This window comes from Thermostichus sp. MS-CIW-36, from assembly GCF_054059035.1.
In genome coordinates this window covers 75,000-88,468 of record NZ_JBSSBR010000002.1, presented here as the reverse complement: position 1 = coordinate 88,468, position 13,469 = coordinate 75,000, and the positions used below count along the sequence as shown (strand labels likewise).

General features: G+C 61.1%; 8 protein-coding genes. 6 read left to right on the top strand and 2 right to left on the bottom strand.

Annotated elements, in window-relative coordinates:
• Window positions 1–7 precede the first annotated feature (7 nt).
• Complete coding sequence (gene alaS, locus ACVWVQ_RS01775; protein ID WP_457506569.1) at window positions 8–2,662, top strand: alanine--tRNA ligase; 2,655 nt, start codon at window positions 8–10, stop codon at window positions 2,660–2,662.
• A 147-nt stretch (window positions 2,663–2,809) separates the two neighbouring features.
• On the opposite strand, the gene dnaG is transcribed toward alaS, so the two are convergent.
• Entirely contained in the window at window positions 2,810–4,750 is a 1,941-nt protein-coding gene (gene dnaG, locus ACVWVQ_RS01770; RefSeq protein ID WP_457506567.1) for a DNA primase, read from the bottom strand.
• Window positions 4,751–4,885: 135 nt separating this feature from the next.
• Here dnaG and ACVWVQ_RS01765 point away from each other — a divergent pair, with 135 nt between their 5' ends.
• The 5 genes from ACVWVQ_RS01765 to ACVWVQ_RS01745 all read left to right on the top strand — a co-directional run bounded on the left by ACVWVQ_RS01765 (window position 4,886) and on the right by ACVWVQ_RS01745 (window position 11,796).
• Window positions 4,886–5,227, top strand: coding sequence for a c-type cytochrome (locus ACVWVQ_RS01765; protein WP_011433133.1), 342 nt, complete (start codon window positions 4,886–4,888; stop codon window positions 5,225–5,227).
• Window positions 5,227–5,574, top strand: coding sequence for a hypothetical protein (locus ACVWVQ_RS01760; RefSeq protein WP_414418544.1), 348 nt, complete (start codon window positions 5,227–5,229; stop codon window positions 5,572–5,574). The genes ACVWVQ_RS01765 and ACVWVQ_RS01760 overlap by 1 nt, the downstream gene beginning before the upstream one ends.
• A gap of 62 nt (window positions 5,575–5,636) precedes the next feature.
• Window positions 5,637–6,230, top strand: a complete 594-nt coding sequence (locus ACVWVQ_RS01755; protein WP_414356620.1) for a YcnI family protein — start codon at window positions 5,637–5,639, stop codon at window positions 6,228–6,230.
• 17 nt (window positions 6,231–6,247) lie between these two features.
• Window positions 6,248–7,891 carry a copper resistance CopC/CopD family protein gene (locus tag ACVWVQ_RS01750; protein WP_457506564.1) on the top strand — a complete coding sequence of 548 codons (1,644 nt, stop codon included), beginning with the start codon at window positions 6,248–6,250 and terminating at the stop codon, window positions 7,889–7,891.
• 137 nt (window positions 7,892–8,028) lie between these two features.
• A complete protein-coding gene (locus tag ACVWVQ_RS01745; RefSeq protein ID WP_457506562.1) occupies window positions 8,029–11,796 on the top strand; it encodes a tetratricopeptide repeat protein in 3,768 nt (1,255 codons plus the stop codon).
• 93 nt (window positions 11,797–11,889) lie between these two features.
• On the opposite strand, the gene lysS is transcribed toward ACVWVQ_RS01745, so the two are convergent.
• Window positions 11,890–13,425, bottom strand: a complete 1,536-nt coding sequence (gene lysS / locus ACVWVQ_RS01740) for a lysine--tRNA ligase (protein WP_457506561.1) — start codon at window positions 13,423–13,425, stop codon at window positions 11,890–11,892.
• Window positions 13,426–13,469 lie beyond the last annotated feature (44 nt).

Genomic DNA, 13,469 nt, shown 5'->3' with positions numbered 1-13,469 from the left:
GCCTGTCATGTTTCCAGCGCTTTCCGGTGCCGCCATTCGGCAAACTTTTCTGGACTTCTACGCTCAGCGGGGCCACCAGGTGTTGCCCAGCGCCTCCTTGGTGCCGGAAGATCCGACGGTGCTGCTGACCATTGCCGGCATGTTGCCCTTTAAGCCCATTTTCCTGGGGCAACGGGATCCGGAGTACCCACGGGTTACAACGGCCCAGAAATGTGTGCGCACCAACGACATCGAGAACGTGGGCCGAACGGCGCGCCACCACACCTTCTTCGAGATGCTGGGCAACTTCAGCTTTGGCGACTACTTCAAAAAAGAGGCCATTGCCTGGGCCTGGGAGCTGGTGACGGAGGTGTTCGGCCTGCCCCCGGAACGGCTGGTGGTGAGCGTCTTTCGCGAAGATGAGGAGGCTTTTGCCCTCTGGCGAGATGAGATAGGGATCCCGGCCCACCGCATCCAGCGCATGGGAGAGGCGGATAATTTCTGGGCTGCCGGCCCCACTGGCCCCTGTGGCCCTTGTTCTGAGATCTACTACGACTTCAAGCCAGAGCTGGGGGATGAGCGGATCGATTTGGAGGATGACTCCCGCTTTCTGGAGATCTACAACCTGGTGTTCATGGAGCTGAACCGGGATAGCGAAGGTCACCTGATGCCGCTGGCCAAGCAAAACATCGACACCGGCCTGGGGTTGGAGCGGTTGGCCCAAGTGTTGCAGGGGGTGCCCAACAACTACGAGACGGACTTGATCTTTCCCATCATTCAGACGGCGGCTGGGATCGCCGGGCTGAACTACTCCAAGGCCGACCCGGAGCAGCAAACCTCCCTGAAGGTGATCGGGGATCACGCGCGGGCAGTGATGCACTTGATTGCCGATGGGGTGCTCCCTTCCAATGTGGATCGGGGCTATGTGCTGCGGCGGCTGATCCGGCGAATGGTGCGCCACGGGCGATTGCTGGGGATCGGCGAGCCTTTCACCATCCCGGTGATCGAGACCGCGATTCAGTTGGCCGAGGCTGCCTATCCTCAGGTGCGGGAGCGAGAAACCCTGATCAAGACCGAGCTGCAACGGGAGGAAGAGCAGTTTCTCAAAACCCTGGAGCGGGGGGAACGGCTACTGCTGGATTTGTTTACTGCCGTCGAATCTTCCCGCCGTGACAGCAGCTCGCCAAAGCAGATCTCCGGCGCCGACGCCTTCAAGCTCTTCGATACCTACGGTTTTCCGCTGGAGCTAACCCAAGAAATTGCCCAAGAACACGGCTTCAGCGTGGATCTGGAGGGCTTTGAGCAAGAGATGGAGAAACAGCGGCAGCGGGCCCGCGCCGCCCACCAAACCATCGACCTCACAGCCCAGGGATCCCTGGACGAGCTGGCGGATTTCCTCAGCCAAACGGAGTTTTTGGGGTACAGCCAATCTTCTGCCCGCGGCGTGGTCGAGGCCCTGTTGGTCGAGGGAAAATCGGTGCCCCAAGTGGAGGCAGGGCAGGCAGTGCAGGTCGTTTTGGATCGCACGCCCTTCTACGCCGAGTCCGGCGGGCAAATTGGCGACCGGGGCTACCTTTCTGGGGACGGCCTGCTGGTGCGGATTGAAGATGTGCAAAAGCAAGGGGATCTGTTCGTTCACTTTGGCCGTGTGGAACGCGGGATCCTGCGGGTGGGGGATCCCGTCCAAGCCCAGATTGACCTGGCCTGTCGGCGGCGCGCCCAAGCCCACCACACCGCCACCCACCTGCTGCAGGCGGCCCTGAAAAGAATTGTCGATCCCTCGATTGGTCAGGCGGGATCCCTGGTGGCTTTTGACCGGCTGCGCTTTGATTTCACCCTATCCCGGCCAGTCACCCCTGAGGAGCTGGAACAGATCGAGAACTTGGTGAACACCTGGATTGCCGAGGCCCATGCTGCTCAAGTGGCGATCATGCCCCTGGCCGAAGCCAAAGCCAGAGGTGCCGTGGCCATGTTCGGGGAAAAATACGGCGCCGAGGTGCGGGTGATCGACTTTCCGGGGGTGTCGATGGAGCTGTGCGGTGGCACCCATGTCAACAACACCGCTGAGATCGGCCTGTTCAAGATCATCGCCGAGACCGGGGTGGCTGCCGGGATCCGCCGCATCGAGGCCGTGGCCGGGCCGGCTGTGCTGGAATACCTGAACGAACGGGACAGGGTGGTGCGGGAGCTGAGCGCCCAATTCAAAGCCAAGCCCCAGGAACTGCCGGAGCGGGTTGCCGCCCTACAGGCGGAGCTGAAAGCTGCCCAGAAGGAACTGGAAGAGGTGCGCAGCCAGTTGGCCTTGCTACAGGCCGAACGTTTGCTGGCCCAAGCGGTTGCCGTCGGAGATCTCAAGGTGTTGGTGGCAGAACTGGGATCCACCACCCCTGAGGCCCTCAAAACCGCTGCCGAGCATCTGCTCCACAAGCTGGGGGAAGGGGCAGTGGTGCTGGGATCGGTGCCGGAAGCCGGTAAGGTCAGCCTGGTGGCTGCCTTTAGCCCTGCGGTGCAGCAACTTGGCCTGAAGGCGGGATCCTTCGTCGGCGAGATCGCCAAACTGACTGGGGGCGGTGGTGGCGGACGGCCCAACTTGGCCCAAGCTGGGGGCAAACAGCCGGAGAAATTGGCAGAGGCTTTGCAGGTGGCCCGGGAGCGGTTGCAAGCGGAGCTGATCTCGCGCTAGGGGAGCGAAGCCCTTTTGAGCACCAACAGGCCGTCCATCAGCCACTACAGTCTGTTCAGTTTAGGGTGAGACACTCGGGCTATAGAGAGAAGCCTTCTGGCCGCGTATGGGGTTATGGGTTTAGTGTCCTAGTTTGAATCGAAATGACTATAAATCTTCGGCCAGTGGGGTTTCCGACATGTCTTCCAGGCTCAGTTGCACCTGCCGCTGCAGCGCCTGAATCGCTTGGTATTCCTGCTGGATGCTGGCCTGGTACTGGGCGGCCAGGGCGGTGTTGCCTTCGGAAAAGGCTTGATCCCACAGTTGGGTCCAGTAGCGGTAGCGCTTCTGGCGAATTTCCAGCTCCATGTTGGCAATGGCGGCCCGCACCACCATCCGTGGACGCATCAGGGCTACGCGGGTATTTTCGTCCAACCAGAGCAGATGGCTGAGGCGCTCGTTGAGCTGCTCATCTTGGGCACAGAGGGTGCGCAAAGCCGTCAGCAACGTCTCTTCTTGCTCTTCCAGCTCCGGCTGAGCCGAGATCAGCTCCAAGATCCGCTGCCACAACTCGCGGTGGGGGCGAAAACTAAATTGCAGCTCTCGCTCCAGCAAAGTTTGCCGAATTTCGCGGCGATACTCGCCAAAATGCAGAAAGATCTGCAAAAGATGGGACTCAGATTGCAAGAGTTTGGATCCCTTATTGAGGGAAGGTTGCTGGGGTTTGGCCCAGCGGTACTGCCGCACGGCTCGGCGCAGGTCTTCTTCCAAATCTCGACTGAGGCGACCGTTGCCGCGGCTGAGCAATTCTGCCACTTTGTGCAAATACAAAGAGCGCCATTGTCCACCCAAACCGGCCAGCAGTTGCACAAGGGCTTGACGGGCCTGTTGAAAATCGGCGGCCCGGCTCAGATCCCGACCGGCCAGCACCTGTTCAATTCGCCAATCCAGCCACAGGGGAGCTTGCTCGATCAGGGTTTGCAGTTCAGCAACCGCTGGTGTCAGCGGGGCGGAGCCCCTGTGCTCCCGCAAAAATTCGTCGGCATCTTTGCCCTCAGGAAGGGTGAGAATGCGCAGCTCAATTTCTCCGCGCCGCGCTTGTTCTTCAATGGCTTCAATGGCCCGGCTGGCGGCGTTCAAACCGGCCCGATCCGCATCAAAATTGAGGATCAGCCGCTTCGACTGGGTGTAGCGCAGCAGGATCTTCACCTGGTGGGGCGTCAAAGCGGTGCCCATAGCGGCTACGGCATAGGCAACCCCCGCCTGATGCAGGGCGATGACATCGAAATAGCCTTCCACCACCAGGACTTGATCGGCCTTGGCAATGGCATCGCGGGCAAAGTTGAGGCCATAGACCACCTGGCTTTTGTTGAAGAGCTCTGTTTCTGGAGAGTTGAGGTACTTGGGCTGTCCTGACTCCCCCAAGGCTCTGCCGGCAAACCCGATCACCCGCCCCTGCACATCGAAAATGGGCAGCATGATCCGGTTGCGAAAGCGGTCGTAGTGGCCGGATCCCTGCTGGCGGGGAACCAGCAATCCAGCCTCTTCTAAAAGTTTGACCGGTTGGCGCTTGTGGTTGACCAAGTATTCGTAGAGAGATTGCCAGCCGGGGGGAGCAAAGCCGATTTGAAATTTTTGCAAAGTTTCTTCGCTCAGTTGGCGGCTGTGCAGGTACTGGCGGGCGGCGGATCCTAGCTGGGATCGGAGGGCATGCCGATAAAAATCGGCAGCCATGGCCAAAATCTCCAGCAGCTTTTCCCGGTGGGAGAGCTCCCGCTCATCAAGGGATCCCAAGGGCTGCGCCTCGGGATTGCGGGTGGGCAGAGGGATGTGGTAGCGCCGGGCCAAGTGGCGCACGGCCTCAGCAAAGGAGAGATGCTCGGTCTGCATGACAAAGCGCAGCACATCTCCCCCTGCCCCGCAGGAGAAGCACTTGTAGATCTGCTTGCTGGGGCTGACCTGAAAACTGGGTTTGTGGTCGTTGTGGAAAGGGCAAAGCCCAACGAAGTTCTTTCCCTGCTTGCGCAGCACCACTTTTTCGGCCACCACTTCCACGAGGTCGGCCTTTTGGCGCACCAACTGAATGAAATCGGGGGGCAGACCGCTCATGGCTTCGGGGGATCCTGACCTTATAGTAGCCGGGGGAAACTCGACAGGCTGTCTTTTGACCTGGCCCAACGGGCTTGGGATAATGGGCGGGCCTTAAAGGCTAGTTTTCGGTCAGTCCCTGAGATGAAAATGCGAATGATCAACCTTTTTATCGGGCTTTTGGTGGCAGTATTTGCCCTCTTTTTAGGCCCGCAAATGGCTTCTGCTGAGCCTGATTTGGCCTTGGGAGCCAAGGTCTTTCAGGCCAAATGTGTGGGTTGTCACTTGAACGGGCGCAACACTTTGGTGGCAGCGAAAAACCTTTCTCTGGCGGCTCTTCATGAGTACCACGTAGACACCCCTGAGCTGATCCAGGCCCAAGTGAGAAACGGCAAAGGGGCCATGCCGGCTTTTGCCAAGATTCTCAAGCCGGAGGAGATCGAGGCGGTGGCGGCCTACGTTTTGGATCGCGCTGAGCACAACTGGAGTAGAGGCTAGTGTCCAAAGAGAGGACTCAAGATCCAGCCCTGCTCCAGGAAAGCCCGGCGGAGCGGCTGCCTCACGAGCAGGGATGTGAAGGGAAGGGATCCCGCCGCAAAATCTTGTCGGTTGGCGTGGGAGCACATGGCTTGGTGGCGGTGGGCATTTCTGCCCATGGGGTAGTGGCCATCGGCGTGGTGACCCACGGCATCCTCTCGATCGGCTTGGTGGCTATGGGGGCGCTCTCCTTCGGGCTGGTGTCGATGGGCTTGGCCAGTGCCGGCCTGGTGTCGATGGGCCTCTCCAGTTGGGGACAGCACAGCATGAGCATAACGGAATCCCACGGATCCCATCACCATCCCTAGGTTTTGACAAACAAACACTGCATTTTTCTCTTTCTCTACAGGCTTGTAAGGAGCATCTGCGAATGTTCAGTCTGCAAAGTTACTTGACCCTGGCCAAGAAATCTCTGCTGGCCCTGGGAATGAGTTTTTTACCCCTTTCCTCTGCCTGGGCCCATGTCACCGTCCATCCCAAAGAGGCCCCGGCGGGCAGCTTTGCCAAGCTCACCTTTCGGGTGCCCCATGGCTGCGATGGATCCCCGACCGTGCGCCTGCGGGTGCAGATCCCGGAGGGATTCGTCTCTGTGAAGCCGATGGTGCATCCCCTGTGGAAAATCGAGACGGTCAAAAAGCCGCTGGAGACCCCCTATGAGTCGCATGGGAAGATGATTACCGAAACGGTTGCCGAGGTGATCTGGAGCGGCGGCTCGCTGCCCGATGAGTTCATGGATGAGTTCAGCATCAGCCTCAAGCTGCCGAATCGCCCCGGTGAGGTCATCCCCATCCCAGTGATTCAGGAGTGCGAGCAGGGCATGTACCGCTGGATTCAGGTGGCTCAGCCTGGCGAGGATCCCAACAGTTTGCCGGAGCCGGCTCCGCTGCTGAAGCTGACAGGTGGAGACAGTGGACATGGGCACGGCCACGGGCATGGACATGGGCATGGTCACGGTACCCGCTAAGCGGTCTGCTTAGGAGCATGTTTCATCCCAAAAGGGGTTTTGCTTGGATTTGGTCTGGGATCCTCTGCCTCTTGCTGTGGCTGGCCGGGATCCAGCCCGTTTTTGCCCATGCCAGCTTGCTCTCCACCTTCCCAGAGGATGGGGCGGTGCTGCAGGAAGCGCCGACACAGGTGCGGCTGGTCTTCAATGAGCCGGTGCGGATCACGCAACTCCAGGTTTTGGGTAGCAGCGGACGGGCGCTAGCTTTGGAAAACGTGGTGAGCACCGGCAACGCGCCGCAGGGGGATCTGCCCCAGGAGGTCCCAGAGGGGGTTTACATTGTCAGCTGGCGGGCCATTTCTGCCGATTCTCATCCGGTAAGCGGTTCGTTTGTTTTCCTGGTGGGAGCGGATCCGGAGCGAGTTCAGACGGTGAGGGCGACCCAGCTTCAAGGAAGGGATCCCTTGTACTGGCCGCTGGTGGGGGTACGCTGGGGGATCTACTTGGGCAGCCTCTTTGTGGTGGGGGTGCTGGGCTGGTGGCGACTGTTGCGGGGGCAGCGGAGCAGTTTCGCCGATTCTGATCGCGTCAGCGGGGCGGAGCCCTTATCTTGGGCTTTTGCGACAGCTTGGATCACCCTCAGCTTGACCGTGGTGGCCTTCAGTCTGCATTTGGCCCAGCTCTACCCTTACTTTAATGGGCGAGAGCTGCTGCGTGTGATGCTTTCTCCCTACGGTTGGGGTACAGGGCTGCGGCTGGTGGGGCTAGGGATCCTGATCTGGGCCTGTGAGGGAGGTGCCGTCTGGGCCAGCGGTATGGGGTCGGTGTTGGTGCTCGGCTCCTTTTTGCCCATTGGCCATGCTCTCACCAGTGAGCATCCGATGGGGACAATGGCGCTGCTGGGGCTGCATCTGGCCGGTTCAGCTTTCTGGTTGGGAGGGTTGTGGGGGCTGGAGCGCCTGCTGGGCAAGGAATCTGCTCCCTACCCATCTGTAGGCATCATCCAACGGTTTTCTGACGTGGCCACCTGGGCGGTACCGGGGCTTATCCTGGCGGGGGTGGGGATGGGTGGGATCCACCGCGGCTGGGACTGGGATCATCCGTATGGGCAGTATCTCTGGGCCAAGCTGCTGCTGGTGCTGATGATGGTGGGGTTGGGCGCCCACAACAAGTTTCGGCTGGTGCCGGCATTGCAACAGGGTGGGCAGACGGTGGGCCGGTCGCTGCGCCGGATCGTCCGCCTGGAGTTGGTGGGGCTGATGCTGGTGCTGGCCTTGACCAGCTTCCTGGTGGCCCAGGCTCCTCCCAGTCATGGGAGGCAGGGCATGGGATCCCCCCTGGAGTCGGGCTTGCAGACCAGTTGTGAAGAGCGCTTGAACTGGCCGGAAGGCAGCCTGCACCTGAGGATTCTGCCCTGTCGTCCTGGGGAAAATCAAATTCGGGCTGAGGTGAAGGGAGTCCCGGCCCAGGAATTGACCCTTGGGTTTTCCCTGCCAGAACAGGGGATCCCCCCTCTACGCCGCACTGTAGCGCCGGATGGGCCTGGCCAATTTGTGGTGGAAAATGTGCCTCTGGCCCTGGCGGGGGAATGGCAGATCGAGGTGAGACTGCTGATCAGCGATTTTGAAGAGCGGCGAGGTCAGATTGCAGTTTCTCTCCGACCCAATCGTTCAAGTCATTGAAGATCGCGAAAAGAAAAAGCAGAAAAAGACCCTGGATAGGAGCTGTGGGTTGCTCCGCCCAAGGGCGTCGGCCTGTGGCAGAATCGAGCCAGCTCGTAGTGGCAAAAGGCTGCTCCGCTCAGGCGACTGGCTTGGCTATGGAAGACAAGATCAGAGCGGGAAGTGTGCTCAGGGGACGCTATCGCATTCTCCATCCCCTCGGGGAAGGAGGGTTTGGCGTAACCTACAAGGCGGTGGATCAAGACACCTTCGATAGCCCTTGCGTCGTCAAGCGCCTTCGCCCCCTCTCCACGGATCCCTATACGTTGGCCACGGCTCGCAAGCTCTTTGAACGGGAAGCCAAGGTTCTCAACCGGCTCAACCACTTCGACCAAGTGCCCCGCCTTTTGGCCCACTTCGAGCAGGATCAGGATTTTTACTTGGTGCAAGAGTTTGTTGCCGGGCATGATCTCAGCCAGGAGCTGATCCCGGGCAAGCCGCTGAGCGAGGCCGAGGTTTTGAAACTGTTGTGGGATATTTTGGAGATCCTGCGCCATGTACACGCCCACCAGATCGTCCATCGGGATATCAAGCCGGCCAACCTGATGCGCCGCGATGCCGATGGCAAGTTGGTGTTGATCGACTTTGGGGCAGTCAAGGAAGTGGGGCGGTTGGTCAGCCATGCCCCCGGCCAAACTCAGTTGGCGACGGTGATTGGCTCGGTTGGCTACATGGCGCCCGAACAGCTCAACGGCAAGCCCCAGCCCTGCAGCGACCTGTACTCCGTAGGGGTGCTGGCCATCCAAGCCCTCACCGGTCGTCCTCCCCATAAGATCCGGGATGATCCCCGCACCGGCCAACTGCTCTGGCGGGATTTGGTTCAGGTCAGCGAGGAGCTGGCCGAGATTTTGGATCGCCTGATCTGCCCCCACTGGCAAGAGCGTTTCCAATCGGCTGCTGAAGTGTTGGAGGCGCTGCGGCCCCTGTTGCCTTTTCCCCAAGAGGCGACGCTCGGCGATGTTTCTGTGGATCAGGTTTTGGTGACGCGCCTGTTGGCCCGCGCACAGGAGAAAGCCCGCCAAGGGGATTTCCAGGGGGCGATTGCCGACTGCACGTTGGCCATTCAATTGGATCCCCAAAATAGCCGCGCCTACAGCCAGCGGGGCAGCGCCCGCTACAAAAGTGGGGACTTGGCAGGGGCCATCGCAGATTACACCCAAGTCATTCAACTGGCAGGGGACGCCCGCGCCTATTTCAACCGCGGCATTGCCCGCTACCGGCTGGAGGACTACGAGGGAGCTGTTGCCGACTACACCCAGGCTCTCGGCCTCAACCCACAATGGGCGGTGGCCTACTACAACCGTGGCAATGCTTACCGGCAACTCAATCAGCAGCAGCAGGCCATCGAAGACTATTCGCGGGCCATTGAGCTCAACCCAGAGGATGTGCGGGCCTATTTCAACCGCGGCGTGGTGCGCGGCCATCTGGGAGATGCGCAGGGGGCAGCAGCCGATTTTTCCGAGGTGATCAAGCGGGACCCTCAGGACGGGGAAGCCTACTTCAACCGGGGAGTGGCGCGGGTCCAGTTGTCAGATTTGCAAGGGGCCGTCGAGGACTACACCCAAGCGCTGCAGTTGGATCCTCGCCACGGCAAAGCCTATTACCACCGGGGCCTGGCCCGGCAAGCGTTGGGGGATCCCCAAGGGGCCGTTGAAGATTTTTCTCAGGCCCTATCCCTACGGTCTGCTGAGGCCACTGAGCTACCTGAGGCAGAGGCGGCAGCCCAGGCGGATCTCTACTTGCAGCGGGCCATGGCCTACCTGAGCAGCAACGCCCTGGAGTCGGCGCTGGCCGATTGTGAACAGGCTCTCCGCCTGGATCCTAAGCTGTCGCGGGCCTATCTCTGCCGGGGCTTGGCCCGTCAGGGGCTGGGGGATCCCGGCGGCGCTCTGGCAGACTTCAACCGCGCCCTGGAGCTGGATCCCCAAATGGCCAAAGCCTACCTCAACCGGGGCATTGCCCACCTGGACTTGGGCAACATCGAAGCGGCTTTGTCCGACTTGAGCCAGGCCATCGCTCTGGATCCCCAAGATGCCAGTGCCTACAGCAGCCGCGGGCGAATCCATTGGCTGTTGGGGGATCCCCTAGCGGCTCTGCGGGATTATACAGCTGCCCTGGAGCGGGATCCGCAGAACCCTCAGCTCTACTTCAACCGCGGCCAACTCCATGCTGAGCGGGAAGATTGGCCGGCAGCCTGTGAGGACTTCTCGCAGGTGTTGCAGTGGGCGGCGAGGCCTGGGATCCCACGCGGGCCGGAGCTGCTGGTTAATGCCCATCTGCGCCGCGGTATGGCACGGCAACGCTTGGGGGATTGGCAGGGAGCGCTGGCCGATTTCGACCAAGCTCTGCAAGGGGATCCTCAGTCGGGCTTGGCTTATTTCCATCGCGGCCAAGTGCGGGCTGCTCTGGGAGATGGGCTGGGGGCCATCCAGGATTACCACCAGGCTTTGGCGCTGGGGGTGGCAGTGGCCGAGGCGGATATCCGCCGAGATCTGGCGCGGGCCCAAATCCAGACGGGAGATCTGCAGGCGGCCTTAGAGCAGTTGAACGAGGCGGTGCGCTTGCAGCCGGAACGGCGGGATCTGCGCCAAGAGCGAGCTGAGTTGTGCCGACGGCTAGGCCGGTGGCAAGAAGCAATTGCCGACTACGACGAGGTGTTGCGGCAGGATCCCCAGGACTGGACGGCTTGGCTGCGACGGGGCATGGCCCATGGGCAGGTGGGCAACTGGGCTGCCGCCCTTCAGGATCTCAGCCGGGTTTTGCAGCAGGATCCTGACCACAGGGAAGCGCTGTGGCACCGAGGACAAGCCCTGCAGCAGTTGGGTCAGACCGAAGCGGCCTTGCAAGATCTAAACCGTCTGCTGCAGCGGGATCCCCAACACAGGATGGCCCGCTTGGCCCGCGGCTCTCTGTTGTTGACGTTGGCAGTGCGCGGCACCGTTCCTGCAGCGGGCGTAGCCTTGGAGCAGGCCGAATCCGACTTCGACCAAGTCATCCAGGAAGAGGCCCAAGATGGGGAACAGTCCCGGCAGCTCTATCTGGAGGCCCACCTGAAGCGGGCCCAAGTCCGCCGCCTGCGCCACAACCTGGAGGGGGCAATAGCCGATTGGGATCGGGTCTTGGAGCTGGCCAGCCCAGGGGATCCAGAAGTGCTGGTCACCGAAGCCCTGTTGTATCGGGGCTTGTGTCGCCAAGAGAGGGGGGATCTGGCTGGGGCGTTGGCCGATTTCACGGCGCTGATCCAGCAGCAACCGCAGGCTTCTCAGGCTTTTGCTTTGCGGGCAAGGGTGCATCTGGCTTTGGGGGATCAAGAGGCGGCATTGGCGGATCTCAACCAAGCTCTGAGCCTCGACCAGAACTGGGGGGTGGCCGATGCTGCCCTGGCCTACCGTCAACGGGGGGATCTACACCGGCAGGCCAATTGCCCTGAGCTGGCCATTGCCGACTACACGCAGGCCCTGGCCTTGAACCCCCAGGAGCACTCTGCTTTGCTCCACCGAGCTCTCCTGTGGGATGGCGAGGGACAGACGGACAAAGCGATAGAAGACTACACCCGACTGCTGCAACTGGAGCTGGATCCCCAGGAGCGGGTCTGGGTTTTGAACAACCGCGGCTGGGCCTACGCCCAACAGGGGGATTTTTCGGCGGCCATCCGCGACTACGACCAAGCCATAACACTCTGCACTGCTGACGCGAGCGATAGGGATCCCTGCCACCTCAAGGCCCACCTCAACCGCGCCCTGGCCCGGACTGCCCTTGGGGATTGGCAGAGAGCCTGCCAGGATTTCCAGGCTGCCCTCCAGATGCAAGGGTACGAAGGTCGGCTTTTGGAAGACGTTATCGCTAGTTATTTCAAAATAGGTTGAGACACTTCCCAAAGGCTCCGCGCCGTCGCCGCGGCCACCTCCAACCTCTCTTAGAAATCGATGGGATTTGAATGGACAGTTAGAGGGATCGGCTCAAGCCTCCTCCGCCACTTCTCCCGTCTCGGGCCGCAGCAGCGGAAAGGCAATGACATCGCGAATGCTGGGGGCATCACACAGCAGCATTGTCAAGCGGTCGATCCCCACGCCCAGGCCACCTGTGGGGGGCAGGCCGTATTCCAAGGCCGTGAGGAAGTCTTCATCCAGAAAGTGGGCCTCTTCATCTCCGGCTGCCTTCAGGGCTGCCTGGGCCTCCAGCCGCTGCCGCTGATCCACCGGATCGGTGAGCTCGGAGTAGGCGTTGGCCGTCTCCCGCCCAACGATGAACAGCTCGAAGCGCTCGGCCAACCCCGGTTTGCTGCGGTGGGGCTTGGTGAGGGGACACACCTCCAGGGGATAGTCCAGAACAAAGGTGGGCTGGCGCAGGCGGCTCTCGCAGCAGTGCTCAAAGGCTTTGACCAGCAACTGGCCGGGGGAGTCCTGGGGGGAGAGATCGGGGATCCCTTGGGCGGCCAAGGCCGGCAAGAGCTCTTCAGGGCATCCCTTTTCCACATCGATGAAAATGCCAGTGGCCTCCTCCACCAGCTCCTGCATCGTCACCCGTCGCCAGGGAGGGGTGAGGTCGATGGCTTCCCCTTGGTAGGTGAGCTGCAGGGATCCCCGCACCGCCAGGGCGGCGTTGCAGACCAGGGTTTCCGTCAGCTCCATCATGGTGTGGTAGTCGGCGAAGGCTTGATAGGCCTCTAGAGAGGTGAACTCCGGGTTGTGGCGGGTGGAGATGCCTTCGTTGCGAAAGACCCGCCCAATTTCATAGACTCGCTCGATCCCGCCCACCACCAGCCGCTTCAGGTGCAGCTCGGTGGCAATGCGCAAGTAGAGATCCAGATCCAGGGCGTTGTGGTGGGTAACAAAAGGCCGCGCCTCCGCCCCGCCGGGGATCACCTGCAACACTGGCGTCTCAATTTCCACAAAACCTCGCTCTTCCAGAGTCTGACGCAGGGAGCGGATGATCTGGGCGCGGTCGAGCAAGGTCTGCTTGACCTCAGGGTTGACGATGAGATCGACGTAGCGCTGGCGGTAGCGTTTCTCCACATCCCGCAGGCCGTGCCACTTGTCCGGCAGCGGCAACAGCGCCTTGGTTAGCACCTGGTACTCGTCCACCCGCACCGACAATTCCCCTTTTTCGGTGCGCTTCAGGCAGCCCTTGGCCCCCAGCCAATCGCCCACGTCGATGAGCTTGTCCAGGTTCTTGAAGGCCAACTCCCCCATATGCTCCGTCAGCCGTTGCTTCTCCAGGTAAAGCTGGATGGTGCCGGAGCGATCCTGAAGGGTAAAGAAAGCCAGCTTGCCCATGACTCGCCGCGCCCGGATCCGCCCGGCCACCGCCACCTGCACATCCTCCCGCTCGCCGCCGGGCTCTAGGTCGGCAAATTGCTCCTGCAGCTCGGCAGCCAGATGGGTAACAGGGAAAGAATAGGCGTAAGGCGGGATCCCTTGTTCCCGCAGGTGTTGGGCTTTTTCCAATCGGGCGGCCCGCTGGGCAACTTCGCTGCTGCTGGGGAGGGTAGACATGGCGGTGGATAGGCAATGGACAATGGAAGCCCCGTTAGGGACGG

Coding starts and splice junctions, on each gene's coding strand:
- alaS (WP_457506569.1), top strand. CDS start 8: ATGTTTCCAGCGCTTTCCGGTGCCGCCATTCGGCAAACTTTTCTGGAC.
- dnaG (WP_457506567.1), bottom strand. CDS start 4,750: ATGAGCGGTCTGCCCCCCGATTTCATTCAGTTGGTGCGCCAAAAGGCC.
- ACVWVQ_RS01765 (WP_011433133.1), top strand. CDS start 4,886: ATGATCAACCTTTTTATCGGGCTTTTGGTGGCAGTATTTGCCCTCTTT.
- ACVWVQ_RS01755 (WP_414356620.1), top strand. CDS start 5,637: ATGTTCAGTCTGCAAAGTTACTTGACCCTGGCCAAGAAATCTCTGCTG.
- ACVWVQ_RS01750 (WP_457506564.1), top strand. CDS start 6,248: ATGTTTCATCCCAAAAGGGGTTTTGCTTGGATTTGGTCTGGGATCCTC.
- ACVWVQ_RS01745 (WP_457506562.1), top strand. CDS start 8,029: ATGGAAGACAAGATCAGAGCGGGAAGTGTGCTCAGGGGACGCTATCGC.
- lysS (WP_457506561.1), bottom strand. CDS start 13,425: ATGTCTACCCTCCCCAGCAGCAGCGAAGTTGCCCAGCGGGCCGCCCGA.